A 26,421-nucleotide genomic window follows, 5' to 3' on the forward strand; every position below is an offset into this window, starting at 1 on the left:
ACCGCAGATTCACTTGCCGAGTTTACGCAACTCATCCGACTCGACAACCCGCACCCCATCCTGCTCTTCCAGCGCCAGGCGCCACATGGCCCGGGCCAGTTCGCACACTTCGATGCCGCGATACTTGCCGGGAATCAGCCGTGACAACGGCCCCACGAGTTTCTCCGCCAGGCGTGTCTCCAGGCGTTCACCCAGCAGCAGCGAGGGCCGCACGATGGTCAGTTGCGGCCAACCCTGGGTTTTCAAGGCCTGTTCCATCTCACCCTTGACCCGGTTATAGAACACCGAGGATTTTGGGTCGGCGCCGATCGCGCTGATCACGATCAGGTGCCGAGCCCCCATTTCCCGGGCGCGCTTGCCGAATGCCACCACCAGGTCCAGGTCAACCGCACGGAAGGCCTGTTCGGAACCGGCTTGCTTGAGGGTGGTGCCCAGGCAGCAAAAGGCCAGGTCGACCCGGCCGCTCAGGTGTGGCAGCAATACGCTGGGGTCGCCGACCGGGTTTTCCAGGTGCGGGTGCTCGGCCAGCGGGCGGCGGCTGGGGGCCAGCACGCGAGTGACGGTGGGCTCGTTGAGCAGGCGATCCAGCAGATGTTCCCCGGTCAAGCCCGAGGCTCCGGCAAGCAATATATGCTGAGGCGTCAAGTACATGGTGTTTCCCCCCTTGATACAGTTTCAGCTTAGTTGCTCTTGGCGTCCTTGCTATTGATAGAGACGCTTTCCAGCGCCTTTCGTGCCTGCTGATTACGCAATAATTGCCAACGGGCGATCACGCGCTTGGGGGCCCAGATCTGTGGTTCGGAGGCCTCGAAATTATCAGCCATTTCCCGTTCGGTCACATGCCGTTGGGCCAGCTTGAAGGCGTGCTGCAAATCGTCGGTCTGGGTCAGGGCCTGGGCGAACAAGGCATCGCCAAAGTAGGTGAAGTCGGCTTCTTCCGAGCAGCCAAACGACACGCGATCGGCGCGCGAGGCGGTCATGAGCAGGGTGTGTTCATCCTTGAGCGCCGGGATGAAGCCGCCGGAGTAGCACGCGGAAATCACGATGACCTTGTCGCGGTTTTTCAGTGGTGCCATCACCGCAGCCAGTTCGTCGCTTGGCAGGTCGGCCAGCTCCATGCGGGGTTGGTCGAGCACCAGTTGGTGTTCATGGGTGCCGTGGCTGGTCAGGTAGATAAACACCAGGTCTTCGGGGCCGGTGCGCTCGGCCAGAGTCTGCACGGCGCGGCGCAGGCTTTCGCGGGTCGCCATCGGGCGGTCGGCGATATGGTCGCGGTGGTTGACCAGGCGGATCTGCCCGCGCGCGCCGAAGCGGCTGGCCAGCAGGTTGCTGACATAGTCGGCCTCGCGCAGGAATACGCTTTGCTTGCCGTCGCCGGCCACCACCAGGGTGTATAGCTCGACGGCCGGGGTAGACGCCGGTACGGCGGCGAGGGCGTCGTCGAGCAAGCGGCCCTGGGCCAGTACCCCGACTTCCAGGGTATCGGGCAACAGCTTGCCGTCGGCATCGCGCACGCGCAGGCCGTTGGCCCAGGTCCCGGCCTGCACGGTGCCATCGGCGAGTACCAGGGTGCCCTGGCCGTGATAGCTGTCGTTGTCGAAACCACCGATATAGAAACTGCCATCACTGAGGTTCAGGCGCCCTTCACCGGTAAAGCGCCAGTCACTGAAGTGCCCGAGGTAATGGCTGCCATCCACGCCGGTCAGTTCGCCCTTGCCGCTGAGGGCGCCTTCGCGGAACTCGCCGGTCCACACGTCGCCGTCGGCGTTTTCGTAGCGGCCCTTGCCGTTGAGCTGGTTCTGCTTGAAGTGGCCGATGTACATGTCGCCTTCGGCGCTGTTGAAGGTGCCATTGCCCTCCAGCTGGCCATTGACGAAGCGCCCGCTGAACTGGTTGCCGCTGTCGTCGTTGCGCTGGCCTTCGCCGTTGGGCTTGCCGTGGGCAAACTGGCCCTGGTATTGGCTGCCGTCGGCCAGTTCCAGGCGGCCGAGGCCGGAATACTGGTCGTCCTTGAATTCGCCGCGATAGGTCATTTGCCCCTCTTTGAGGGTGCCTTCGCCATTGCGCCGGCCTTGCCTGAAGCCGCCGACGTAGGTATTGGCCGAGGTGGTCAGGGTGCCCTGGCCGTCGAACAGGCCTTGCTGGAACTGGCCTTTATAGACCTCGCCGTTGCTGCCATGCCATTCGCCCTGGCCATGCCACTGGCCCTTGTCGAATTGCCCGGCGTACCAACTGCCGTTGGGGTAGTCCACCCGGCCCTGGCCTTGCAACAGCCCATCGACCACATCCCCGCGATAACGCCCGCCGTCTGGCAGCCGGGCATCGGGCGGCAACAGGGGTTCGCCATCGCCGCAAGCGGTGAGCAACAAGGCGAGAGCAAGGGGGGCGAGTGGGCGCATAGCGGGATCCGGATAATTGAGCGCCGAGTATGCCGCAGCGGGGGAAGCTATACCTAGTGGTCTATGCGCGAATTAGGACTTGTCGGCGATGGCGCGCCTGCCGGCGCTATCGCCGGCAAGCCGGCTCCTACGGGTGTATCAGACGAAGCACAGTGACAACGACTCGGCGATGTAGGCCGGTTTTTCCTGGCCGTCGATTTCCAGGGTGCAGGTGGCCTTGAGCATCCACTGGCCAGGCTTTTTCTCGGTGGCGTCGGTGAGGGTCACCGCCAGGCGTACCCTGGAATTGACTTTTACCGGCTGGATAAAACGCACGCTGTCCAGGCCGTAATTGACGGCCATCTTCAAGCCCTCGGGCATGATCAGGATGTCTTCGATCAACTTGGGGATCAGCGACAACGACAGGAAGCCATGGGCGATGGTGCTGCCAAACGGCGTCTGGGCGGCTTTTACCGGGTCTACGTGGATGAACTGAAAATCGCCGGTCGCTTCTGCGAACAGGTTGATACGCTCCTGGTCGATGGTGAGCCATGGGGAACGTCCCAGTTCCTTGCCGACATAATCATTGAGTTGCGCTACAGGTACAAAGGGCATTGCGGCTCTCCTTGGTTCATCAATTTATCTCCCGGTAGGCGCGAGCCTGTTCGCGCCGGCGGGGGGTGTTGTTTTGGTTGGATTCCAGGGAACCAATGTAGATCATCATGGGCAAATGGCCCGGTCAACCCACCATGCTTTTGGCGAATGCCAGTTCATAGGGGCTGCGTGCTTATAATGCCCACGGGCTTTTGGGGGAGAAAAACCCATGTTGTTACGCGGTTTGACTTGGCTGGTGTTGTTTCAATTGCTTGGCACGGCGATCAATCATTTGTTCCTGCCGGTCTTGCCGGGGCCGATTGTCGGCCTGTTGCTGCTGCTGGCGTACCTGGTATGGCGTGGTGAGGTCGGTGAGCCGTTGAGCCTGGCCGCCGGCAGCCTATTGCGTTATCTGCCGTTGCTGCTGGTGCCGCCGGCGGTGGGGGTGATGGTGTATGCCAAGGACATTGCGGCCGATTTCTGGGCCATCGTCGGGGCGCTGGTATTGTCGCTGGTGATCGCCATGGCTTTTGTTGGCGTGCTGATGCAAAAGCTGGTCAAGCGCCAGGCGCAGCGGGAGGAGGGGCAATGACCTTCGATTGGCAGGGTGCGTGGGCCGCGGTGATCCACCATCCGTTATTTGGCATTGGCATTACCCTGGGCGCCTATCAACTGGTGCTGGCGGGGTTCGAGAAAACCCGCTGGATTTTCCTGCAACCGGTGCTGGTGTCGATGTTGCTGGTGATTGGCGTGTTGCTGGGATGCGGCCTGACCTACGTCGAGTACCGCAAAAGTACCGAGATCATGAGCATCCTGCTGGGCCCGGCCACGGTGGCGCTGGCGGTGCCGTTGTATCTGAACCTGAGGCGGATTCGCCAATTGTTCTGGCCGATTTTTACTACGCTGGTAGTGGGGGGCGTGTTTGCCACCGGCCTGTGTGTGTGGCTGGGGTGGTGGTTTGGCGCCGAGCATATGGTGCTGATGACCATGGCGCCCAAGTCGGTGACTTCGCCGATTGCCATGCTGGTGGCCGAGCAGATCGGTGGCGTCGCGGCACTGGCAGCGGTGTTCGTGCTGATCACCGGGGTGATTGGTGCGATGATCGGGCCGGCGTTCCTGTCGCGCCTGGGGGTACACAGCCCGGAGGCGCGGGGCATGGCCCTGGGCATGACGGCCCATGCGGTCGGCACCTCGGTGGCCTTGCAGGAGAGCGAGGAGTGCGGCGCGTTTGCCGCATTGGCGATGAGTCTGATGGGCGTGGCCACGGCGGTATTCCTGCCGTTGGCGGTGTCTTTGGTGATCTAAGTCGGGTTTAAGGAACGCTTTATGAGTCTGGCGCTTTTTCCGCTCAATACGGTGCTGTTTCCAGGCTGCACCCTCGATCTGCAACTGTTCGAGGCGCGCTACCTGGACATGATCGGCCGCTGCATGAAAAAGGGCGAAGGCTTTGGTGTGGTGTGCATCCTGGATGGCAAAGAGGTCGGCCTGGCGCCGGACGGCTATGCAGTGATTGGCTGCGAAGCGCTGATTCGGGACTTCAAGCAGCAGGACAACGGCTTGCTGGGGATTCGTGTCGAGGGCGGGCGCAGGTTTCGGGTGCTTGAGGCGGATGTGCAGCGCGATCAACTGCTGGTGGCCGATATCGAGTGGTTGCAAGAACAGCCCGAACGCCCGCTGGGCGAGGAAGACGCCGACTTGTTGGCCCTGCTTGAGGCCCTGGCGGAGCACCCGATGGTCGCCTCGCTGGACATGGGCGCCGATGCGCAAGGGCAGCAAGTGTTGGGTAACCGGTTGGCGTACCTGCTGCCGTTTACCGATTCCGACAAAATCCAATTGCTGCAACTCGACGATCCCGAGCAACGGCTGGACGCGATTCAATTGCTGCTGGATGAGCTGCAGGGCGAATTGTTCCCGTGAACCCTGTTGCTCGGAATTATCCGCAACAGATTCGGAATTTTCGTCGTTGCAGTACGCTCATCGCCTGAAATAGTGGGGCTTCAGCCACTATTTGTCAGGGAGTGAACATGATTCGTTTATCGCCATCGGAGCAGCCGGTCTGGGATGCTTTTTTTGTCAGCGTTACGACGCAACTGATTCAGCAGGCCAACGATCGAGGCCCGGAGTACATTGCCGAGCGGGCTGCCGAAATTGCCGATGAAATGCTGCTGGAGCGTCGGGAGCGCAGCGTCGAGCGGCGCAATGCTCCCGTGGACTGGGTTGGTCCGGCGTAGGTCAATAGGCGTATCGGAGCAGGGCGTGGGAGGTCCCGGTCAGGGCAAAAAAACCGAGGACCGCCACGCACCCCGGCACGATCAGCCACCACACCTTCGGCGCCATGGCCGGTAGTGGGTGCTGGCGCTGGCTCACGGTCAGGCTGAAGGCGCAGACCGTCATGGCCAGTAAGGTGCCAGCCAAGATGTCGCTCGGCCAGTGAGCCCCCAGGTACACCCGCGACAGGGCAATGGCGGCGGCCGGAATGGCACCCAGCAGCAGCCAGGCCAGGCGCATGCGGATCGGTTGGCCGCGACCGGCCAGCACCGCCAGCGCGAGGAAGAACGCAAACGCGCCAGAGGCGTGGCCGCTGGGCATGCTGAAGCTGGTCAGCGGGTCGACGAGGATTTCTGGCCGGCCACGGGCAAAGAACAGCTTGCTCCCGGTGTTGATCAGCGCGGCCCCCAGCAGCGTGGCCCCGACAAAAATCCCCTGGCGCCATTGCCGTGCCAGTAACAGCAGGCCGGTCAACACGGCGCTGGCGACGAACATCTTCTTGAACTCGCCCAGTTGAGTGATCATCACCATGGCCCGGTCCATGGCCGGGCTGCGATGTTCCTGGACCAGGGCCATCAAGCCCTGGTCAAAATGGTTCAGGTACGGATAACCGATAAACATCGCGATCAACAACGCCAGGCTGGCGCAGCCCGTCCACAGCGTGGCGCGGCGGTGGCCGCGCAGGGTGCTGTTGAGGGCGATGCCGAACAACACGGCCAGGCAGGCCGCGACTACCCCGGCCTCGGGCCAGAACCCTTCGGGCAGCGGCAGGCGAAATGCCGCGCCGGCGGCCCAGCCAGGCAACAGGTAGGCGACCGTCCAGCCGGCAGCGGCCAGTACGCTGACCGCGGCAAAGCGCGGGAACGGCATGTCGCACATCCCGGCCACCATCGGCAGCATGGGGCGCAAGGGGCCGATAAAACGTCCTACCAGCAGGCTGACGATGCCGTACTTCTGAAAGTAGGCTTCGGCGCCGTCCATCCACTCGGGATGATGACGCAAGCCGGGCAGGCGCCGGATGTTCTGGTGGAAATGCCGGCCCAGGTAGTAGGAAACCCCATCGCCCAGCAGCCCGCCGAGCAAGCCCAGCAGCAGGGTTTCCCCCAGGGACAGTGCGCCGCTGCCGGCCAGTGCGGCAATGGCGAACAGCAGCACCGTGCCCGGCACGATAATCCCGGCGATGGCCAGGCATTCCACAAAGGCGACGATAAAGACCGCCGCCGCCAGCCATTGCGGGTTAAGGGTCAGCCAGCCAGTAATGCCATCGAGCCATGGGCCCATACAATCAACTCCATTAATGGTCATCTCCCCCCGTAGAAACGAGCTTGTGTGGGAGCGGGCTTGCCCGCGATGCAAGCGACTCGGTATGACTGACAGACCGAGGTGCTGCTATCGCGAGCAAGCCCGCTCCCACATAAGCCCATTGCTGCAGGGCATATTTCAAATCAAAACGTAATCGCGGCCTTCGACCTGGCCGCGTCGCAAGGGGTTCCGTGTGCAATACGCCGCATAGCCCGCATCGACGAAGCGATACATCAGGTGTTCATCGCGCCCGCCGGGGATGCCCAGGCGGGTGGTCTGGATAATCTGCGCGGGCGCCAGGCCCACATCCTCGACGTAAAGCCGCTCCTGGTCGAAGCGTTTGGCGTCCCACATTGGCACTTTCAAATCCAGGGCCTTGCACAACAGGGTCTGCCCGGCGCAGAGCTTCTGGGGCGGGCGTGGCCGGCCGCTGGCATCGGGGTTGTTGAGGAGCATATGTGCCAGGCTGGCGGGCCCCGAGACGTCATCCACCCAGGGGTAGGCCGACTTGATCAGCACGGCATTGCCCGGCCCCTGGGCGCTGAAGTTCAGGGAGTCGCCGCCACGGGCGTAGTACATATAGATGTGGCCGCCATCCAGAAACAAAGCCTTACGCTTTTCTGTGTAGCCGAGGGACGCATGGCTGCCTTTTTCGGCCAGGTAATAGGCTTCGGTTTCAATAATTCGCGCCGACAGCCACACATCGCCGACCCGATGGCGGATGACTTTGCCCAGCAAATCTTTCGCGAGCGTTTGTGCGTCGCGGTCGAAAAAGCCATCAGGCAGGGCGTTGGCGGGGAGCTTCGGGGGAATACTGGACATGACGATGAACGGTTGCACAGGCCAAATGTGACCGAATGATATCAACTCCAGGCTTAATCACCGCTGAACCTTGAGTTTTTACAGTTCATTTCGACCATCCGCCCCTCACCGCTGTCCGTAGGACGGCGCGACAGCTATAATCTGCCGCTTTCCTCTTTGCCAAGACCCCACCAGACCATGACTGAGTCCGTTCTTGACTACATGACCCGCCTGGGTCGCGCTGCCCGTCAGGCCTCGCGGTTGATCGCCCGTGCGAGCACCGCGCAGAAGAACCGTGCCCTGCTGGCGGCCGCCGATGCTCTGGATGCCTCGCGCTCCGAGTTGACCGCTGCCAACGAGCTGGACCTGGCCAACGGCCGGGCCAATGGTCTGGAGCCGGCATTGTTGGATCGCCTGGCGCTGACGCCGGCCCGTATCGACGACATGATCGAAGGCCTGCGCCAGGTGGCCAAGCTGCCGGACCCCATCGGTGAAATCCGCGACATGCGCTACCTGCCCTCAGGTATCCAGGTCGGCAAGATGCGCGTGCCCCTGGGCGTGATCGGCATCATCTATGAGTCGCGCCCCAACGTGACCATCGACGCGGCGAGCCTGTGCCTGAAGTCCGGCAATGCCACCATCCTGCGCGGCGGCTCCGAGGCCATCCACTCCAACCGCGCCATCGCCGCCTGCATCCAGCAAGGCCTGGCCGTGGCCGAGTTGCCGGCCGAAGTGGTGCAAGTGGTGGAGACCACCGACCGCGCCGCCGTAGGGGCGCTGATCACCATGCCGGAATTTGTCGACGTGATCGTGCCACGCGGCGGCAAGAGCCTGATCGAACGTGTCAGTCGCGATGCCAAGGTGCCAGTTATCAAGCACCTGGATGGCGTCTGCCATGTGTTTATCGATGTGGCGGCCGATCTCGACAAGGCGATCCGCATTGCCGACAACGCCAAGACCCACCGCTACGCGCCGTGCAACACCATGGAAACCCTGTTGGTCCACGCCGGCATTGCCGAGCGTGTGTTGCCGCCGCTGGCGGCGATCTACCGCGACAAGGGCGTGGAACTGCGCGGTTGCGAGCGTACCCGGGCCTTGCTGGGCAGCGATGTGATCGAAGCCACCGAGCAGGATTGGTACACCGAATACACGGCGCCGATCCTGTCGATCCGTATCGTCGATGACCTGGACCAGGCCATCGAGCACATCAATACCTACGGCTCCAAGCACACCGACGCCATTGTTTCCGAGCATTTCAGCGATGCCCGGCGTTTCCTCACCGAAGTAGACTCCGCGTCGGTGATGATCAACGCCTCGACGCGCTTTGCCGACGGCTTCGAGTACGGCCTGGGGGCGGAGATCGGGATTTCCACGGACAAGCTGCATGCCCGTGGCCCGGTGGGCCTCGAAGGCTTGACCAGCGAGAAGTACGTGGTCTTTGGCGACGGTCATGTGCGCACTTGATGGCTAAACGCATCGGGCTGCTCGGTGGCACCTTCGACCCCGTGCACATCGGCCATTTGCGCAGTGCCCTGGAAGTGGCGGACACCCTCGGCCTGCAAGAATTGCGGCTGATCCCCAATGCCCGGCCGCCGCACCGGGACACGCCGCAGGTCAGCGCGCAGGCGCGCCTGGCGATGGTGCAGTGCGCGGTGGCCGGGATTGCCCCGTTGGTGGTGGACGACCGCGAGCTCAAGCGCGATAAACCGTCCTACACTATCGACACCCTGGAACAGACGCGGGCCGAGTTGGCCGCCGATGACCAGTTGTTTCTGCTTTTGGGTTGGGACGCATTTTGCGCACTGCCCACTTGGCATCGCTGGGAAGAGTTGCTCCAGCATTGCCACATCCTGGTTTTGCAACGCCCGGATGCCGACAGCGAACCGCCGGATGCCTTGCGCAACCTGCTGGCAGCGCGGTCGGTAAGTGACCCACAGGCCCTGACCGGGCCGAGCGGGAATATTGCATTTGTCTGGCAGACCCCGCTTGCGGTGTCGGCCACCCAGATCCGTCAACTGCTGGCCAGCGGTAAGTCGGTACGTTTCCTGGTGCCTGACGCGGTCCTGGCCTACATCGATGCGCACGGGCTTTACCGTGCGTCGAACTGAAAAGGCGCGCTTGAAGGCACGAATAGTCGTGTATTGAAGCGCCCGAACTAATGAGCAAAACGAGTTTTATATGACGAACAAAGACGTAAGCAAAGTTAAGCGCAAAGGCACGTTCAAGAGCGCACCGTTGCCGGTGGAAGCCCTGCTGGTCCCGGCTCCCGAGGGCGAAGCGCTGGTAGCGCTGGCCGTAGCGGCCCTGGAAGACGTGAAGGCCCAGGACATCCAGGTCCTGGACGTGCGTGACAAGCAAAGCATCACCGACTTCATGATCATCGCCACCGGTACTTCCAACCGCCAGATCGGCGCGATGCTGGACAAGGTTCGCGAAGCCGTCAAAGCCCAGGGCGTCAAGCCACTGGGTGAAGAAGGCAAGGGCGACAGCGACTGGGTGCTGGCTGACCTGGACACTGTGATCGTGCACATGATGACCAGCAACGCCCGCCAGTTCTACGACCTGGAGCGCCTGTGGAAAGGTGCCGAGCAGAGCCGTGCCGCCGATGGCAAGCACCACAGCCCTGAAGTCGGTCACGCGCACTTCGACAAGCTCAACAAAGACCAGGAATAAGGAACGGCTGTGCGCCTGCGTCTGATCGCTGTCGGTTCACGCATGCCCAAGTGGGTGGAAGAAGGCTGGCATGAATATGCCAAGCGTCTGCCATCGGAACTGGCGCTGGAACTGGTGGAAATACCGCTCAACACCCGGGGCAAGAACGCCGATGTGGCGCGCTTTATCCGTCAGGAAGGCGAGGCGATGCTGGCCAAGGTCGGTGCCAACGAGCGCATCGTCACCCTGGAGGTGCACGGCAAACCCTGGAGCACCGAGCAGTTGGCGGTGGAACTGGATCGCTGGCGCCTGGATTCGCGCACGGTCAACTTCATGGTCGGCGGCCCCGAGGGGCTGGCGCCGGAAGTCTGCGCGCGGGCCGATCAGCGCTGGTCGTTGTCGCCCCTGACGTTGCCCCATCCGCTGGTGCGGATTCTGATTGGTGAACAGCTGTATCGCGCCTGGACAGTCCTGTCCGGGCACCCTTACCACAAATAGTCTGCGCCCTGCCTGATGACCCAGCCGATCCGCATCAAGGACCACGAGAAAGACGCACGTCTTGTACGCGCGCGCGTGATCTTTGGCGCGATCGCGGTGGTGGTGCTGATGTGTGTGTTGATCGCCCGCCTGTATTTTTTGCAGGTGATCCAGTACGAGTATCACTCCACGCTGTCGGAAAACAACCGGGTGCATGTGCAGCCGATCCCGCCGACCCGTGGCCTGATTTTCGACCGTAATGGCGTGGTGATTGCCGATAACCGGCCCAGCTTCAGCTTGAGCATGACCCGCGAACGTTCCGGCGATTGGCAGCAGATCCTCGATGTGATTGTCGAGGTGCTGCAACTGACGCCGGAAGACCGGGCGATCTTCGAGAAGCGCATGAAGCAGGGGCGGCGCCCGTTTGAACCGGTGCCGATCCTGTTTGAGCTGACCGAAGAGCAGATCGCCAGGATCGCGGTGAACCAGTTCCGCCTGCCGGGCGTGGAGGTGGTGGCGCAACTGGTGCGGCATTACCCGCAAGGGGCGCACTTTGCCCACTCGGTCGGCTACATGGGGCGGATCAACGAAAAAGAGCTGAAAACCCTCGATCCGGTCAACTACAGCGGCACCCACCATATCGGCAAGACCGGTATCGAGCGCTTCTACGAACCGGAACTGCATGGCCAGGTGGGTTACGAGGAAGTCGAGACCAACGCCCGTGGCCGCGTGCTGCGGGTGCTCAAGCGCACCGACCCGATTCCCGGCAAGGACATTGTCCTGAGCCTGGATATCAAGTTGCAGGAGGCTGCGGAAATGGCTCTCGGCGGGCGTCGTGGCGCGGTGGTGGCGCTGGATCCGAACACCGGCGAGGTCCTGGCCATGGTCAGCCAGCCGAGTTTCGACCCCAACCTGTTTGTCACCGGAATCAGCTTCAAGGCCTATGCCGAGTTGCGCGACTCCATCGACCGGCCGCTGTTCAACCGGGTGCTGCGCGGTTTGTATCCACCGGGTTCGACCATCAAGCCGGCGGTGGCAATTGCCGGCCTGGATGCCGGTGTCGTGACTGCTTCCAGCCGGGTCTACGATCCGGGTTACTACATGTTGCCCAACTACGATCACAAGTACCGTAACTGGAACCGCACCGGCGACGGTTATGTGGACCTGGATACGGCGATCATGCGTTCCAACGACACCTACTTCTATGACTTGGCCCACAAGCTGGGGATTGATCGTTTATCGACCTACATGGGCAAGTTCGGCCTCGGTCAGAAAGTGTCCCTGGATATGTTTGAAGAATCCCCAGGCCTGATGCCGTCCCGCGAGTGGAAGCGCGCCACCCGGCGCCAGGCCTGGTTCCCCGGTGAAACCCTGATCCTGGGGATCGGCCAGGGCTATATGCAGGCCACGCCCTTGCAACTGGCCCAGGCCACGGCACTGGTGGCCAGCAAGGGCAAGTGGATTCGCCCGCACCTGGCCAAGACCATCGAGGGCGAAACGCCGGTGGATGAAAACCCGATCCCGGACATCGTCTTGCGCGACCCGTCTGACTGGGCCAAGGTCAACCACGGCATGCAGCAAGTGATGCACGGCGCGCGGGGCACGGCGCGCAAGGCGGCTGTTGGCGCGCAGTACCGGATTGCTGGCAAGAGCGGGACCGCCCAGGTGGTCGCGATCAAGCAGGGCGAGAAGTACGACCGCTCCAAAGTCCAGGAACGCCATCGCGACCACGCCTTGTTCGTCGGTTTTGCCCCGGCCGACAACCCGAAAATCACCGTGGCGGTGATGGTCGAGAACGGCGAGTCCGGTTCCGGCGTGGCCGCCCCGGTGGTGCGCCAGATCATGGACGCCTGGCTGCTGGACCAGGACGGCAAGCTCAAGCCTGAGTTTGCCAACCCTTCAAGCGCGGAGGCTACGGCCCGTGAAGAGTAATTTCGACCGCATCCTCTCCAGTGAGGATGTGATGCGTCGCCGCGCCACTTTGTTGCAGCGCATGCACATTGATGGCCCGTTGCTGATCCTGCTGCTGACCCTGGCGGCCGGTAGCCTGTTCGTGCTGTATTCGGCCAGTGGCAAGAACTGGGACCTGCTGATCAAGCAGGCGTCGTCGTTCGGCCTGGGCCTGTTGTCGATGGTGGTCATCGCCCAGCTGGAGCCGCGCTTCATGGCGCGCTGGGTGCCACTGGGGTATGTCGCCGGGGTGCTGCTGCTGGTGGTGGTGGACGTCATGGGGCATAACGCCATGGGGGCCACCCGCTGGATCAATATCCCGGGGGTGATTCGTTTCCAGCCGTCGGAATTCATGAAGATCCTGATGCCGGCCACCATCGCCTGGTACCTGGCCAAGCGCACCTTGCCGCCGCAGCTCAAGCACGTGGGGATCAGCCTGGTCCTGATCGGCATTCCGTTCATTCTGATCGTGCGCCAGCCAGACCTGGGCACTGGCCTGCTGATCCTCGCCGGCGGTGCGTTCGTGCTGTTCATGGGCGGCCTGCGCTGGCGCTGGATCATCAGCGTGCTGGTGGCGGCGGTGCCGGTGGCTGTCGCCATGTGGTTCTTCTTTATGCACGATTATCAGAAGCAGCGGGTCCTGACCTTCCTCGATCCCGAGAGCGATCCGCTGGGCACCGGTTGGAATATTATCCAGTCCAAGGCGGCCATCGGTTCCGGCGGCGTGTTTGGCAAGGGCTGGTTGCTGGGCACCCAGTCGCACCTGGACTTCCTGCCGGAAAGCCACACCGACTTTATTATCGCGGTGATGGGCGAGGAGTTCGGCCTGGTGGGCATCTGCGCACTGCTGCTGATCTACTTGCTGTTGATCGGGCGTGGCCTGGTGATTACCGCGCAAGCGCAGACGTTGTTCGGCAAATTGCTCGCCGGTGCGCTGACAATGACTTTTTTTGTTTACGTTTTCGTCAACATCGGTATGGTCAGTGGCCTGCTGCCGGTGGTTGGGGTGCCGTTGCCGTTCATTAGCTACGGCGGAACTTCGCTGGTGACATTACTGTCAGCGTTTGGGGTCTTGATGTCGATCCATACCCATCGCAAGTGGATCGCACAGGTTTGAATAAGGTGAAGATGTCAATGCAAGCAATGCGCGGCCGGGCTGCTCGATATGCGGCCTGCCTGGGCCTGTTGGGCGCCTTCGGCGCTGCACAGCCAGCCCTGGCCGGCGATTACGATGGCTCGCCCCAAGTCGCCGAGTTTGTCGGTGAGATGACGCGTGACTATGGTTTCGCCGGCGAACAACTGATGGGCGTGTTCCGCGAGGCCCAGCGCAAGCAGTCGATCCTCGACGCCATTTCGCGCCCCGCCGAGCGCGTCAAGCAGTGGAAGGACTATCGCCCGATGTTCCTCACCGACGCCCGGGTGGCGCGGGGGGTGGACTTCTGGCGCCAGCACGAGGCGGTGCTGGCCCGCGCCGAGCAGGAATATGGCGTACCGGCCCAGGTGATCGTGTCGATCATCGGCGTTGAAACCTTTTACGGGCGCAATACCGGCAGTTACCGGGTGATCGACGCCTTGTCGACCCTGGGTTTCGATTACCCGCCCCGCGCCGAATTCTTCCGCAAGGAGCTGCGTGAGTTCCTGCTGCTGGCCCGTGAAGAGCAGGTCGACCCCTTGACCCTCAAAGGTTCCTACGCCGGGGCCATGGGCCTGCCACAGTTCATGCCCAGCAGCTTTCGCGCCTATGCCGTGGATTTCGACGGTGATGGCCATATCAATATCTGGAGCAACCCCGATGATGCCATCGGCAGCGTTGCCAGCTACTTCAAGCGCCATGGCTGGGTGGCTGGCGAGCCGGTGGTGATCCGTGCCGATGTCACGGGCGAGCGCGCCGATGAGGGCCTGACCCAGGGCATCGAGCCGGTGAAAACTGTCGGGGAGTTGCGGGCGCTGGGCTGGTCAAGTCATGATGCGCTGCGCGATGATATGCCGGTTACCGCCTTCCGCCTGGAAGGCGCAGACGGCCCGGAATACTGGATGGGCCTGAAGAATTTTTACGCAATTACGCGTTATAACCGCAGTGTGATGTACGCCATGGCCGTGCATCAGCTGTCAGACATGCTGGTTCAAGCACGGGGCGTCAAGTAATGCGGGTATCGCCGATCAATAAACCGCTCAAGCTGGTGGCGCTGGCCGCATTGTCCTTGCTGGTTGTCAGTTGCTCCACCAGCCGCGCGCCGGCGCAGAAGGCCAGTGGCCCGGTAGTCCGCGCGCAGCCGGGGCTGGATATCAACCGGGCCCACAAGGACGGCGCGCCGTGGTGGGACGTCGACGTCTCGCGTATCCCGGATGCTACGCCGACCCTGCATACCGGCAACTATAAAGCCAACCCTTACACGGTATTGGGCAAGACCTACTTCCCGCTGCAGGAATCGAAGAACTATGTGCAGTCGGGCACCGCGTCCTGGTACGGCACCAAGTTCCACGGCCAGAACACCGCCAACGGCGAAGTGTATGACCTGTACGGTATGAGCGCGGCGCACAAGACCCTGCCGCTGCCGGCCTACGTGCGGGTGACCAACCTGGACAACAACCGCGTGGTGATCCTGCGGGTCAACGACCGCGGGCCGTTCTATTCCGACCGAATCATCGACTTGTCCTACGCCGCCGCGAAAAAACTCGGCTATGCCGAAACCGGCACGGCGCGGGTCAAGGTCGAAGGCATCGACCCGGCCCAGTACTGGGCCCAGCGCGGCAAGCCGGCGCCATTGATGCTCAACGAACCCCAAAGCGCGCAACCGCAGATCACCGCTTCGGCGGGCAAGGTCGAGCAGTGGACGCCGCCGCCCCAGCAACACGCCGCGCCAGTCGTGGCCGTGCCACAGGCGGCGCCGGGCAGTGCGGCGGGCGGGCAATACCTGCAAGTCGGCGCTTTCGCCAACCCGGATGCGGCAGAACTGTTAAGGTCCAAGCTCAGCGGGATGGTCAGCGCGCCCGTGTTTATCAGCTCCATCGTGCGTAACCAGCAGACCCTGCACCGGGTTCGCCTGGGCCCCATCGGCTCGGCGGGCGAGATTGCCCAGGTGCAGAACAGCGTGCGCTTGGCCAACCTGGGCCAGCCCAGCGTGGTCAGCGCCGAATAAGCAGTAGCGGATCGAGGGTGCTGGCGCGCTTGCGTGCCGGGGCCCTGGTTGCAGGCTCGTCGAATAATAAAAACCCGAAGGCAAGGGTTGAGCTGGCAACTGAATACGCGACAGCCTGGCAACGGGCTGTCTGAATAGTTTTGCCCGCGAGGGCAAGTTTCCATAAGCAATTTCGAGAGACGGATGAACATCACCACCTTAGCCAAACGCCTGTGCCTGCTTGTCCCGCTGATCATCGCGCCCGCTGCCTGGGCCGTCGAAATGATGCCAGCGCCACCGCAACTGGCCGCCAAGTCCTACGTGCTCATGGATGCCGCCAGCGGCAACGTGCTGGTCGAAAACAACGGTGACCAGCGCCTGCCGCCGGCCAGCCTGACCAAGCTGATGACCGCCTACATCGCGACCCTGGAAATCCGTCGTGGCCAGATCGGTGAAAACGATCCGGTGACCGTCAGCGAAAACGCCTGGCGTACCGGCGGTTCGCGGATGTTCATCAAGGTCGGCTCCCAGGTCACGGTGAGCGACCTGCTGCACGGCATCATCATCCAGTCCGGTAACGACGCCAGCGTCGCCCTGGCCGAGCACATCGCCGGCAGCGAAGATGCATTCGCCGACATGATGAACAAAACCGTGACTGACCTGGGCATGACCAACAGCCACTTCATGAACCCGACCGGCCTGCCCAACCCAGACCACTACTCGTCGGCCCATGACATGGCGATCCTGGCGCGCGCGATCATTCGCGTCGACCCGGTGCACTACGCCATCTACTCCCAGAAGGAATTCTTCTGGAACAACATCAAGCAGCCTAACCGCAACCTGTTGCTGTGGCGCGACAAGACCGTCGACGGCCTGAAAACCGGCCATACCGACGAAGCCGGCTACTGCATGGTGTCTTCGGCTGTGCGTGATGGCCAGCGCCTGATCGCCGTGGTGTTCGGCACCAACAGCGAACAGGCCCGCGCGGCTGAAACCCAGAAGCTGCTGACCTACGGTTTCCGCTTCTTTGAAACCCAGACCTTCTACCAGAAGGGCGCCGAACTGGCCCAGGCTCCTGTGTGGAAAGGCACCGAGCGTCAAGTCAAGGCCGGCCTGGCTGACGACCTGACCTTGACGATGCCTAAAGGCCAGCTCAAGAAACTGGCTGCCAGCATGACCATGAACCCGCAACTGACCGCGCCTATCGCCAAGGGCGATGTGATCGGTAAAGTCGAAGTGAAGCTGGACGACAAAGTCGTACACAGCGCCGATCTGATCGCGCTCGACGCTGTTGAGGAAGGTGGTATCTTCCGTCGCGTGTGGGATAGCATCCGTCTATTCTTCTACGGCTTGTTCAACTGATTGTGTGCACCCGCAAGGCCCCGCGTTGATCCGACGCGGGGCCTTGCCCGTCGCCACGGCTTACCGCTTACGAGGCCGTTTCGCCATGACCGATAAAGAAGTAAAGGCGCCAAAGATCGAATTCCCGGTGACGGATTATCCCGTCAAGGTGATCAGCGATACCGGTGTGGGCAACAAAGACAAGATCCTCGAGATCATGCGTAAACACGCAACGATCAACGACAACCGTGTGGATGAGCGCTTGAGCACCAACGGTAAGTACACCACGATCCAGTTGCACATCGTTGCAACCGGTCAAGACCAGCTCTACGACATCAACAGCGAACTGCGAGCCACCGGTTTCGTACACATGGTGTTGTGATGTCCCAGGTCCTGGGCTTTCGCGAGCTCGGCCAGATGGCTTACGAGCCCGTCTGGCATGCCATGCAGCGCTTCACCAATGAACGCGGCAGCTCGGCGCCCGACGAAATCTGGCTGGTGGAGCACCCACCGGTATTTACCCAGGGCCAGGCCGGCAAGGCTGAGCATCTACTACTTCCGGGTGATATTGCGGTGGTGCAGGTCGACCGAGGTGGCCAAGTGACTTACCATGGCCCCGGGCAACTGGTGGCGTACTTGCTGCTGGATGTGCGCAAGCTGGGTTACGGCGTGCGCGAGCTGGTCAGTCGCATGGAGAACTGCCTGATCGAGCTTTTGGCCAGCTATGGTGTGACTGCCGTGGCCAAGCCCGATGCTCCTGGTGTGTATGTCGACGGCGCGAAAATCGCCTCCCTGGGCCTGCGCATCCGCCATGGCTGTTCCTTTCACGGCCTGGCCTTGAACGTGGACATGGACCTGGCGCCGTTTCGCCGGATCAATCCCTGTGGTTACGCCGGTTTGGCCATGACCCAGTTGAGCGATCACGCAACACCCCTAGAATTTGCCGAGGTAAGTGCCCGGCTGCGCGCGCAGCTCGTCAAACACCTCGACTATGCTGAGCAGACGACCCTGACGGGCGGAATCGACTGATATGACTACTGATGTTGTGCAAACCATGATCCCGACGCTGGACATTACCGAGCGTCCGGCCCCGGCTCCGCGTGCCAAGGTGGAAGCCGGCGTCAAGCTGCGCGGCGCCGAGAAGGTTGCACGCATCCCGGTGAAGATCATTCCGACCACCGAACTGCCGAAAAAGCCCGACTGGATCCGTGTGCGCATCCCGGTCTCGCCGGAAGTCGACCGCATCAAGGCGCTGTTGCGCAAACACAAGCTGCACAGCGTGTGCGAAGAAGCCTCCTGCCCGAACCTGGGGGAGTGCTTCTCTGGCGGCACCGCCACCTTCATGATCATGGGGGACATCTGCACCCGTCGCTGCCCGTTCTGCGACGTGGGCCACGGCCGGCCCAAACCGTTGGACGTCAACGAGCCAGAAAGCCTGGCCATCGCCATCGCCGACCTGAAACTCAAGTACGTGGTGATCACCTCGGTAGACCGCGATGACCTGCGCGACGGCGGTGCCCAGCACTTTGCCGACTGCATCCGTGAAATCCGCAAACTGTCGCCGAACGTGATGCTCGAGACCCTGGTCCCGGACTACCGTGGCCGCATGGACGTCGCCCTGGACATCACCGCCGCCGAGCCGCCCGATGTGTTCAACCACAACCTGGAAACCGTGCCACGCCTGTACAAGGCCGCGCGCCCGGGGTCGGACTACCAGTGGTCGCTGACCCTGCTGCAGAAATTCAAGCAGATGATGCCGCATATCCCGACCAAGTCCGGCCTGATGCTGGGCCTGGGCGAAACCGACGAAGAAGTCATCGAAGTCATGAAGCGCATGCGCGAGCACGACATCGATATGCTGACCCTCGGCCAGTACCTGCAACCGTCGCGCAGCCACTTGCCGGTGCAGCGTTTCGTGCACCCGGACACCTTTGCCTGGTTTGCCGAAGAAGGCTACAAGATGGGCTTTAAAAACGTTGCGTCGGGCCCGTTGGTGCGTTCGTCGTACCATGCCGACGAGCAGGCCAAGCTGGTCAAGGCCAGCCTGGTTTCCTAAGCCTTAGCGCCGATCCATTTGCCTGGATGGGCGTGTGTGGGAGCTGGCTTGTGTGGGAGCGGGCTTGCCCGCGATAGCATCGCCTCGGTGCAACTGATACACCGAGGCGTCTGTATCGTGGGCAAGCCCGCTCCCACAGTTCGTTGCGCTGTACAGAATAGGGAGAACCAAGGATGACCAACCCGCCCGCCACCGCCGTCCCCGCCCTGCGCGCCGAAGGCGTGATCGGCCTCATCGCTCCCGCCGGCCCCGCTGCGCTGGATGTTGAAAAGGCCGGGCACTGGATGCGCGCCCGTGGCTACGAGCTGCGGATTTTCTCGGGGGTGTATGAGCGCGATGGCTACCTGGCCGGCAGCGATAAAGTACGCCTGCGCGACCTGCACGCGGCCTTTGCCGATCCTGAGATCGACGCCATCTTCTGCCTGCGCGGTGGCTACGGCACCCCACGCCTGCTCGATAGCGTGGATTTCGAGCTGCTGGCGGCCAATCCCAAGCCCTTCGTCGGCTACAGCGATATCACCGCGCTGCACCTGGCGATCAGCCGCTATGCCGGCTTCGTGACCTTCCACGGCCCGATGCTCAATGCCGACCTGCTCGGTGACAAGCAACAACCCACCGAATCATCACTGTTCAGCCTACTCCGTGGGCAACTGGGCGCTGGCAGTGTGCTGGCGCACCCTGTGGCGTACCCGTTGACCACCATTGAGCCTGGCATCGCCTATGGACGCCTGCTGGGGGGCAACCTGTCGATGATCGCGGCTGTGATGGGCACGCCGTACGAGCTTGATGCCGAGGGCATCATTCTGTTTATCGAGGACGTCAACGAACCGCTCTATCGCATTGACCGCCTGCTGACGCACTTGCGCCTGGCGGGCAAGCTGGCGCAGGTGCGCGGTGTGTTGGTGGGGGATGTGGCAGGGGTGGAGAGCGGGGCGCTGGAGCGGCTGCTGAAGCAGACCTTTGAACCGTTGTGCATTCCGGTCCTGTCCGGCTGGCGCAGCGGCCATTGCGACCCGAACCTGACCTTGCCGATGGGCGCCCTGGTGCGCCTGGATGCGGGGGAGCAGTGCTTGGTGCTGGAGCAGGATGTGGTGTTCAAATCCTGAGGGGTTTTTGCCTGCTCTACCGCCATCGCGAGCTTGCTCGCGATGGCGGTAGACGCCTTACGCAGTTCTAGCGGTTCTGCAACGACTCCAGCAGCTTCACCGTCGGATACCCATCCGCCGGCCAGCCCAACGACTGCTGCGCCGCACGAATCGCCTTACGCGTGTTAGCGCCGATAATCCCATCCGGGTTGCCAGCCTCGTACCCCTTGGCACTCAACACCGTCTGCAATTCGATACGCTGGGTGCGGGTCAGTGGCAGTTCATCCGTTGGCCAATCCCCGCGAATCACCCCGCCACCGGCAAAACGCTCGGACAGCAGGCCGACCGCCAGGGCATAGGACGACGAGTTGTTGTACTTGAGGATTGCGCGGAAGTTGTCCAGCACCAGGAACGCCGGGCCACGATGGCCGGCCGGCAGCAGCAGGGCGGCCGACAGCGTTTCGACATTGGGCGGCACGCTGGCACCGGCTGGCACCCGCAGCCCGAGTTTCAACCACTCGCCCACCGGCTTGCGCCCCACGCCATCGGCCAGGGCGTAGTCGAAATTCTCCGGCAACTGCTGCACCTCAAAGCCCCATGGTTGGCCTTTCTGCCAGCCCGAGCTTTGCAGGTAGTGGGCGGTGGAGGCGAGGGCGTCGGCCGAGCTGTTCCAGATATCGCGGCGACCGTCGCCATCGAAATCCACGGCGTGAGTGTTGTAGGTGGTCGGTATGAATTGGGTCTGGCCCATGGCCCCGGCCCAGGAGCCACGCATCTGTTCGGCCGGGATGTCACCGTGCTGGATGATTTGCAGCGCGGCCAGCAACTGCGCCTGGGCGAACGCCGGGCGGCGGCCTTCGTAGGCCAGGGTCGCCAGGGAGCGGATCACCGAGTTATTGCCCTGGAACGCGCCGAAGTTGCTTTCCATGCCCCACACCGAGACCAGCACCTGGCGATCAACGCCGTAGCGCTGTTCGATGCTTTGCAGGATATCGGCATGCTTGATCAGCAGGGCCTGGCCATTGCGCACGCGCACTGCGGACGGGGCACCGTTGAGGTATTCCCATACCGGGCGGGAAAACTCCGGTTGGCTGCGGTCGGCACGGATAACCGCCATGTCGGGGCTGACGTTGGCGAAGGCGGTGTCGAACACCGCAGGGGTAATCCCGGCTTTCAGGGCCTCGATGCGAAAACCTGCCTGCCATTGGGCGAAGGTCTGGGTTGGTTGGATATCGAAATTGGTCACGGACAGGGGCGCAACTACGGCGGGTGCGGCAACCGGTGCGGTCTGGAGCGTGGGCAGGGGCTGAGCGTCGGCGGCGGTGGGTTTTTCGGCGCAGGCGACTAACAGGATCAGGCTGGAGGCGGCAATCAATTGGCGAAGGTGCCAACGACGGGAAAGACTAGAGGGCATGCACAGGTCCAGGAAATACGAATCAGGTGCAGACCTTATCATGCCAGAGGGGCGCTTGCCTTCAGGCAGCCAGAAAGTAAGAAGCCTCCCAGCTATTAGACTGGAAGGCTTCGCGGCGGTAGCTGCCTTTGCCTTTGCCGGCGCGTTCCTGGCGACTGCGGAACAACGGCTGGGCGATAAGGGATTTGGCCTTGTTGGGGCCATGCTTGGATGGCTTTTTGCTCATGATCGGGACGCTCCGATGGGGTGGGTGGTGCGGTGCAAATCATCTGCCGAAGTTTGGCGGCTGTCCAGCCCGGCGTGATGTAGGAAATGACCTCGGTCTAAATGTTGCAGAGGTTTTGTGGGAGCGGGCTTGCTCGCGATAGCGGTGGGTCAGTTAATGGATACTTGACTGACCCACCGCTATCGCGAGCAAGCCCGCTCCCACATGGGTATTGCGTTGTCTGGGGGGATTTCTTATTCGGCAGGCAGTGCCAGGCGCTGGCCGGACATAAGCAGCGACAAACGACTCAAGCTCATCCACGGCGACCCGGCGGCCTGGCCCTTGATCTGCGCGTCGATGCGCTGGGCTTCGAGCAACAATTGCGCCCAGCGTTGCGCCGAGTGCCGTTGCAGGGCCTTGCTCATCAGGGGCTTGCGCTTGTCCCATACTGGAGGGCGGGCTTGGCTGAAAGCCTTGTCCAGCGGCGTACCCTGGCTGTATTGCAGGGCAATATTGGCCAGCAGGCGCAACTCCCGGGCCAGGGCCCAGAGAATCACTGGCGGTTCCACGCCTTCGCCGCGTAGCCCTTCGAGCATACGCAGTGCATGGGCTGGTTCGCCATTGAGTATCGCGTCCACCAACCCGAATACGTCAAAACGCGCACTGTCGGCCACCGCACCTTGCACGGTTTCGACGGTAATCTGCCCGTCTTCGGCCATCAGCTTGAGCTTTTCGATCTCTTGGGCTGCGGCCAGCAAGTTGCCTTCAACCCGGGCGGCGATCAGCTCGACCGCGTCCTGGCTGGCAGACAACCCGGCCTGGGACAGGCGCTGGCGGATCCATTGCGGCAACTGACTGCTGTCGACCGGCCAGATCTGGATGAACTGGGTCTGCGGCCCTTCCACCAGCGCCTTGCCCCATTTGGTTTTCTGCGCGCTGCCATCGAGCTTGGGCAGGCTGATCAGCAGCAGCGTGTCCTCGGCGGGGCGGGCGCAATATTCCATCAGGGCCGCCGCGCCTTTGTCGCCGGGCTTGCCCGAGGGCAGGCGCAGCTCCAGCAGGCGTTTTTCGGCAAACAGCGACATGCTGGCCCCGGCCTGGAGCAGGGTGCCCCAGTCGAAGCTGGCGTCGGCGCTGAACACCTGGCGTTCATCAAAGCCTTGCTGGCGCGCAGCCTGGCGGATGGTGTCGGCGGCTTCCTGGCACAGCAGCGGATCATCGCCACTGACGATGTACACAGGCGCGAGGTTGCCTTGCAGGTGCTTGGCGAGTTGGGCGGGGGCGAGTTTCATAGGCTGGATGGACGGGGCGCATGACGCGCCCCGCCTGGTTTACTCGGCAGGGACTTCAACAGGCGACTGTTTCGGCACGCTGTTTTCATAGTCCTGCGCGGCTTTCAGTGCCTCGGCGTCTGCCTTGGCCTTGGCGTCGGCAGTCTGCTGCAGGGCATCGAGCTGGGCCGGGCTGATCATCTGCAGGCGCAGGACCATCCGCTGGACCAGGTCACGGCGCATTTCATTACGCACCTGAGTGACCTCGGTGTCGGAACCCACCAGGTTGTTGCCGTCATGGGTCACGACTTTCTGCACTTGCAGCTTGTCGCTGATCAGCGGCAACTGGTCGTGGCCCTGGATCTGGAACATGAGCACGTTGCTCAATTCGATGTCCGAAGAGCGGCCGGCACTGGCGTAGCTGAGGTTGCGCTGGGTCTCTTTCTCATCGACCAACACCAGCTTGTAAGCCGCACCGTTATAGACTTTGACGCCGCTGTTTTCCAGGGTTTGACGCAGCTGGGTCACGGTTTCGCCATAGGCGTTGCGTGCGCTGACATCCAGTTCCTTGATCGCCAGTTCCGTGGTGCCGGTGCCGCGCAGCTGGAAGCCGCAAGCGCTCAGCAGTACGGCAAGGCCCATCACCAGCAGGTTGCGTTTGATCATTTTATTGCTCCCCTTGAAACCATGTGGGCCTTATCGAGGCCCTGGAGGTTTTGTTCGGCGCCGGGGCTCTTGCCCTGGCGCCCGATCCGATTAGCTTGCGACGATATTGACCAGTTTGCCGGGCACCACGATCACTTTGCGGATCGTCAGGCCTTCGGTGAAGCGCAGCACGTTCTCATTGCTGCGAGCGGCGGCTTCGACTTCTTCGCGACTGGCGCTGGCCGGCATATCGATCTGGCCGCGCAGCTTGCCGTTGACCTGAATCACCAGTTGCAGGGTGTCCTGTACCAGGGCGCTGTCATCTGCTGTGGGCCATGGGGCATCGATCACCGCGCCGCTGTGGCCCAACTGGCTCCACAGGTCGTGGCTGATGTGCGGGGTAATCGGCGCCAGCAGCAGGACGACGGTTTCCAGGCCTTCCTGTACCAAGGCGCGGTCCTGTTCGGTGGCCTGTGGCGCTTTTTCCAGCACGTTCATCAGCGTCATCACCTGGGCGATGGCGGTGTTGAACTTGTGGTGCTGGCCCACGTCCTGGCCGGCTTGCTTGATCGCCAGGTGGGTGCTGCGGCGAATGAGCTTTTGCTCGTCGCTCAACGACGCCACGTCCAGTTTGCCCGGCAGGCCCTGGCTGACATGGGCGTGCGCCAGGCGCCAGACGCGCTTGAGGAAGCGGTGCGAACCTTCGACGCCGGAGTCGGACCATTCGGCGCTCATGTCGGGCGGCGAGGCGAACATCATGAACAGGCGGCAGGTGTCGGCGCCGAACTGATCGATCATCGACTGAGGGTCGACGCCGTTGTTCTTCGACTTGGCCATCTTCTCGGTGCCGCCGATTTCCACCGGCAGGCCGTCGGATTTCAGCTTGGCGCTGATGACCTTGGCCTTGCTGTCACGCTCAAGCTCCACGTCCGCCGGGTTGAACCAGGTGTAGGCGCCATTGGCTTCGCGGCGATAGTACGTCTCGGCGATCACCATGCCCTGGGTCAGCAGGTTCTTGAACGGCTCGTTGGAACTGACCAGCCCTTCGTCACGCATCAGCTTGTGGAAGAAGCGCGCGTACAGCAGGTGCAGGATCGCGTGCTCGATGCCACCAATGTACTGGTCCACCGGCAACCAGTGGTCGGCCGCGGATTTTTCCACCAGGCCGCCTTCATAGTGCGGCGAGGCGTAGCGGGCGTAGTACCACGAGGACTCGACGAAGGTGTCCATGGTGTCGGTTTCGCGCTTGGCAGGCTGGCCGCATTTCGGGCAACTGCACTCGTAGAACTCGGGCATGCGCGCCAATGGCGAACCGGCGCCGTCCGGCACCACGTCTTCGGGCAGTATCACCGGCAATTGGTCTTCCGGTACTGGCACGTCGCCACAGCTTTCGCAGTGGATGATCGGGATCGGGCAACCCCAGTAGCGCTGGCGGCTGATACCCCAGTCGCGCAGGCGGAACTGGGTGCGCGAGGCACCGAGGTTTTTCTTGATCAGGGCGACTTCCATGGCGTCGAAGGCGCCTGCGAAGTCCAGGCCGTCGAACTCGCCGGAGTTGATCAGGGTGCCGTGTTCGTTATAGGCGTCCTGCCACGGGGCCGGGTTGGTTTCACCGGAGCTGGTGCGCACCACGGACTTGATCGGCAGGTTGTATTTGGTGGCGAATTCAAAGTCGCGCTCGTCATGGGCGGGCACGGCCATTACTGCGCCATCGCCGTAGTGCATCAGCACATAGTTGGCGACCCAGACCGGCAGCTTTTCGCCGGTCAGCGGGTGCTCGACGAACAGCGAGGTCGGCAGGCCCTTTTTCTCCTGGGTGGCGACGTCGGCTTCGGCCACGCTGCCGCCTTTGCATTCGGCGATAAAGGCCTGCAGCTCAGGGTTGTTCTGGGCGGCCAGGGTGGCCAGCGGGTGTTCGGCGGCCACGGCGACGTAGGTCGCGCCCATCAGGGTGTCCGGGCGGGTGGTGAAGACTTTCAGGGCGCCAGCAACGCCTATGGAATCGACGTTGTACGGGAACTGCACTTCCATGCCCTTGGACTTGCCGATCCAGTTGCGCTGCATGGTCTTGACCTGTTCAGGCCAGCCCGGCAGGTCGTCGAGGCTCGACAAGAGTTCATCGGCGTAGGCGGTGATCTTGAAGTAGTACATCGGGATTTCGCGCTTCTCGATCAGCGCGCCGGAACGCCAGCCGCGACCGTCGATCACCTGCTCGTTGGCCAGGACGGTCTGGTCGACCGGGTCCCAGTTCACGGTGCCGCTTTTTTTGTAGATCACGCCTTTCTCGAACAGGCGGGTGAACAGCCATTGTTCCCAGCGGTAGTAGTCCGGCTTGCAGGTGGTCACTTCGCGGGACCAGTCCACGGCCAGGCCCAGGCTGCGCAGCTGGGTCTTCATGTAGGCGATGTTTTCGTAGGTCCACTTGGCGGGCGCTACGTTGTTTTTCATCGCGGCGTTTTCCGCGGGCATGCCGAAGGCGTCCCAACCCATAGGTTGCAGGACATTCTTGCCGAGCATGCGCTGGTAGCGGGAAATCACGTCGCCGATGGTGTAGTTACGCACGTGCCCCATGTGTAGTTTGCCGCTGGGGTAAGGGAACATCGATAGGCAGTAGTAAGTCTCCTTGCCTGGCTGTTCACTGACTTCAAAGGACTTTTGCTCGTCCCAGAAAGTTTGGGCGGCATTTTCTATTTCACGGGGCTGATAGTGTTCGTGCATGGCTACTTTTGAACTGAATAGGGGTGGCCTAATCCTCTTCGGTGCATTGTCCGGGTTGATCGACACCAAAAAGCGGCGCGTCCGTGCCCAAACCCTGCGGGAAGTGGAGTTACAGGAAGCGCCGTAGCATACATGACCCCGCTCT

Annotated in this window: 27 protein-coding genes; 17 read left to right on the forward strand and 10 right to left on the reverse strand. The window is 62.4% G+C overall.

The features are described 5' to 3' along the window. Window positions 1–9 precede the first annotated feature (9 nt). The 3 genes from AO268_RS07560 to AO268_RS07570 form a co-directional block, all read right to left on the reverse strand. Entirely contained in the window at window positions 10–651 is a 642-nt protein-coding gene (locus AO268_RS07560; RefSeq protein WP_076964942.1) for an oxidoreductase, read from the reverse strand. A 29-nt stretch (window positions 652–680) separates the two neighbouring features. Beyond that, the gene (locus tag AO268_RS07565) at window positions 681–2,399 is read right to left on the reverse strand and encodes a C13 family peptidase (RefSeq protein WP_099168338.1); all 1,719 of its coding nucleotides are present in this window, start codon (window positions 2,397–2,399) and stop codon (window positions 681–683) included. A 138-nt stretch (window positions 2,400–2,537) separates the two neighbouring features. Continuing rightward, window positions 2,538–2,993: a MaoC family dehydratase gene (locus AO268_RS07570; protein WP_099168339.1), complete on the reverse strand. Its 456-nt coding sequence runs from the start codon at window positions 2,991–2,993 to the stop codon at window positions 2,538–2,540. A 208-nt stretch (window positions 2,994–3,201) separates the two neighbouring features. On the opposite strand from AO268_RS07570, the gene AO268_RS07575 reads away from it, so the two are divergent. The 4 genes from AO268_RS07575 to AO268_RS07590 all read left to right on the forward strand — a co-directional run bounded on the left by AO268_RS07575 (window position 3,202) and on the right by AO268_RS07590 (window position 5,203). Continuing rightward, a complete protein-coding gene (locus tag AO268_RS07575; RefSeq protein WP_057438999.1) occupies window positions 3,202–3,564 on the forward strand; it encodes a CidA/LrgA family protein in 363 nt (120 codons plus the stop codon). Continuing rightward, entirely contained in the window at window positions 3,561–4,277 is a 717-nt protein-coding gene (locus AO268_RS07580; RefSeq protein ID WP_076964939.1) for an LrgB family protein, read from the forward strand. Before AO268_RS07575 ends, AO268_RS07580 begins: the two co-directional genes overlap by 4 nt. Window positions 4,278–4,298: 21 nt before the next feature. After that, window positions 4,299–4,889, forward strand: coding sequence for an LON peptidase substrate-binding domain-containing protein (locus AO268_RS07585; RefSeq protein WP_099168340.1), 591 nt, complete (start codon window positions 4,299–4,301; stop codon window positions 4,887–4,889). Between the two features lie 107 nt (window positions 4,890–4,996). After that, window positions 4,997–5,203, forward strand: coding sequence for a hypothetical protein (locus AO268_RS07590; RefSeq protein ID WP_076964937.1), 207 nt, complete (start codon window positions 4,997–4,999; stop codon window positions 5,201–5,203). 1 nt (window position 5,204) lies between these two features. Here the strand turns inward: AO268_RS07590 and AO268_RS07595 are convergent, their stop codons facing one another. Both AO268_RS07595 and AO268_RS07605 read right to left on the reverse strand, forming a co-directional pair. Further along, window positions 5,205–6,521, reverse strand: a complete 1,317-nt coding sequence (locus AO268_RS07595; RefSeq protein WP_076964936.1) for a bifunctional DedA family/phosphatase PAP2 family protein — start codon at window positions 6,519–6,521, stop codon at window positions 5,205–5,207. 159 nt (window positions 6,522–6,680) lie between these two features. Next, complete coding sequence (locus AO268_RS07605; RefSeq protein ID WP_099168374.1) at window positions 6,681–7,364, reverse strand: DNA-3-methyladenine glycosylase; 684 nt, start codon at window positions 7,362–7,364, stop codon at window positions 6,681–6,683. A gap of 177 nt (window positions 7,365–7,541) precedes the next feature. Between AO268_RS07605 and AO268_RS07610 the strand changes: the two genes are divergently transcribed. The 13 genes from AO268_RS07610 (at window position 7,542) to AO268_RS07670 (ending at window position 20,044) form a co-directional block, all read left to right on the forward strand. Further along, window positions 7,542–8,807, forward strand: a complete 1,266-nt coding sequence (locus AO268_RS07610) for a glutamate-5-semialdehyde dehydrogenase (protein WP_099168341.1) — start codon at window positions 7,542–7,544, stop codon at window positions 8,805–8,807. Beyond that, the gene (nadD, locus tag AO268_RS07615; protein WP_076964190.1) at window positions 8,807–9,451 is read left to right on the forward strand and encodes a nicotinate-nucleotide adenylyltransferase; all 645 of its coding nucleotides are present in this window, start codon (window positions 8,807–8,809) and stop codon (window positions 9,449–9,451) included. Before AO268_RS07610 ends, nadD begins: the two co-directional genes overlap by 1 nt. Before the next feature lie 70 nt (window positions 9,452–9,521). Then, window positions 9,522–10,016, forward strand: a complete 495-nt coding sequence (gene rsfS, locus AO268_RS07620; RefSeq protein ID WP_032861691.1) for a ribosome silencing factor — start codon at window positions 9,522–9,524, stop codon at window positions 10,014–10,016. 9 nt (window positions 10,017–10,025) lie between these two features. Continuing rightward, window positions 10,026–10,493 (forward strand): 23S rRNA (pseudouridine(1915)-N(3))-methyltransferase RlmH, encoded by a 468-nt coding sequence (rlmH, locus tag AO268_RS07625; RefSeq protein WP_029292262.1) that lies wholly within the window; start codon window positions 10,026–10,028, stop codon window positions 10,491–10,493. A 15-nt stretch (window positions 10,494–10,508) separates the two neighbouring features. After that, complete coding sequence (mrdA, locus tag AO268_RS07630) at window positions 10,509–12,404, forward strand: penicillin-binding protein 2 (RefSeq protein WP_076964192.1); 1,896 nt, start codon at window positions 10,509–10,511, stop codon at window positions 12,402–12,404. A gap of 31 nt (window positions 12,405–12,435) precedes the next feature. Beyond that, entirely contained in the window at window positions 12,436–13,539 is a 1,104-nt protein-coding gene (rodA, locus tag AO268_RS07635) for a rod shape-determining protein RodA (protein ID WP_154220613.1), read from the forward strand. Between the two features lie 17 nt (window positions 13,540–13,556). Next, window positions 13,557–14,567, forward strand: a complete 1,011-nt coding sequence (gene mltB / locus AO268_RS07640; protein ID WP_076964194.1) for a lytic murein transglycosylase B — start codon at window positions 13,557–13,559, stop codon at window positions 14,565–14,567. Next, window positions 14,567–15,562, forward strand: coding sequence for a septal ring lytic transglycosylase RlpA family protein (locus AO268_RS07645; RefSeq protein ID WP_099168342.1), 996 nt, complete (start codon window positions 14,567–14,569; stop codon window positions 15,560–15,562). Before mltB ends, AO268_RS07645 begins: the two co-directional genes overlap by 1 nt. A 183-nt stretch (window positions 15,563–15,745) precedes the next feature. Next, a complete protein-coding gene (locus tag AO268_RS07650) occupies window positions 15,746–16,903 on the forward strand; it encodes a D-alanyl-D-alanine carboxypeptidase family protein (RefSeq protein ID WP_029292257.1) in 1,158 nt (385 codons plus the stop codon). 85 nt (window positions 16,904–16,988) lie between these two features. Beyond that, window positions 16,989–17,264, forward strand: a complete 276-nt coding sequence (locus AO268_RS07655; RefSeq protein ID WP_029292256.1) for a DUF493 domain-containing protein — start codon at window positions 16,989–16,991, stop codon at window positions 17,262–17,264. Then, window positions 17,264–17,911: a lipoyl(octanoyl) transferase LipB gene (gene lipB, locus AO268_RS07660; RefSeq protein WP_076964196.1), complete on the forward strand. Its 648-nt coding sequence runs from the start codon at window positions 17,264–17,266 to the stop codon at window positions 17,909–17,911. The genes AO268_RS07655 and lipB overlap by 1 nt, the downstream gene beginning before the upstream one ends. A gap of 25 nt (window positions 17,912–17,936) precedes the next feature. Further along, complete coding sequence (gene lipA / locus AO268_RS07665; RefSeq protein WP_162493910.1) at window positions 17,937–18,938, forward strand: lipoyl synthase; 1,002 nt, start codon at window positions 17,937–17,939, stop codon at window positions 18,936–18,938. 173 nt (window positions 18,939–19,111) lie between these two features. Then, complete coding sequence (locus AO268_RS07670) at window positions 19,112–20,044, forward strand: S66 peptidase family protein (protein ID WP_099168343.1); 933 nt, start codon at window positions 19,112–19,114, stop codon at window positions 20,042–20,044. 67 nt (window positions 20,045–20,111) lie between these two features. Here AO268_RS07670 and AO268_RS07675 read toward each other — a convergent pair whose 3' ends face one another. The 5 genes from AO268_RS07675 to leuS all read right to left on the reverse strand — a co-directional run bounded on the left by AO268_RS07675 (window position 20,112) and on the right by leuS (window position 26,276). Then, a complete protein-coding gene (locus AO268_RS07675) occupies window positions 20,112–21,437 on the reverse strand; it encodes a lytic murein transglycosylase (RefSeq protein WP_099168344.1) in 1,326 nt (441 codons plus the stop codon). A gap of 61 nt (window positions 21,438–21,498) precedes the next feature. Next, window positions 21,499–21,663 (reverse strand): alternative ribosome rescue factor ArfA, encoded by a 165-nt coding sequence (gene arfA / locus AO268_RS07680; protein WP_032861705.1) that lies wholly within the window; start codon window positions 21,661–21,663, stop codon window positions 21,499–21,501. A gap of 233 nt (window positions 21,664–21,896) precedes the next feature. Then, window positions 21,897–22,934 (reverse strand): DNA polymerase III subunit delta, encoded by a 1,038-nt coding sequence (gene holA, locus AO268_RS07685; RefSeq protein ID WP_076964200.1) that lies wholly within the window; start codon window positions 22,932–22,934, stop codon window positions 21,897–21,899. A gap of 39 nt (window positions 22,935–22,973) precedes the next feature. Beyond that, the gene (locus AO268_RS07690; protein WP_076964201.1) at window positions 22,974–23,579 is read right to left on the reverse strand and encodes an LPS-assembly lipoprotein LptE; all 606 of its coding nucleotides are present in this window, start codon (window positions 23,577–23,579) and stop codon (window positions 22,974–22,976) included. Window positions 23,580–23,669: 90 nt separating this feature from the next. Further along, on the reverse strand, window positions 23,670–26,276 hold the full coding sequence (leuS, locus tag AO268_RS07695; protein WP_099168345.1) for a leucine--tRNA ligase: 2,607 nt from the start codon (window positions 26,274–26,276) through the stop codon (window positions 23,670–23,672). Window positions 26,277–26,421 lie beyond the last annotated feature (145 nt).

The organism is Pseudomonas sp. ICMP 8385 (genome assembly GCF_002699915.1).
Taxonomy (GTDB): Bacteria; Pseudomonadota; Gammaproteobacteria; order Pseudomonadales; family Pseudomonadaceae; genus Aquipseudomonas; species Aquipseudomonas gessardii.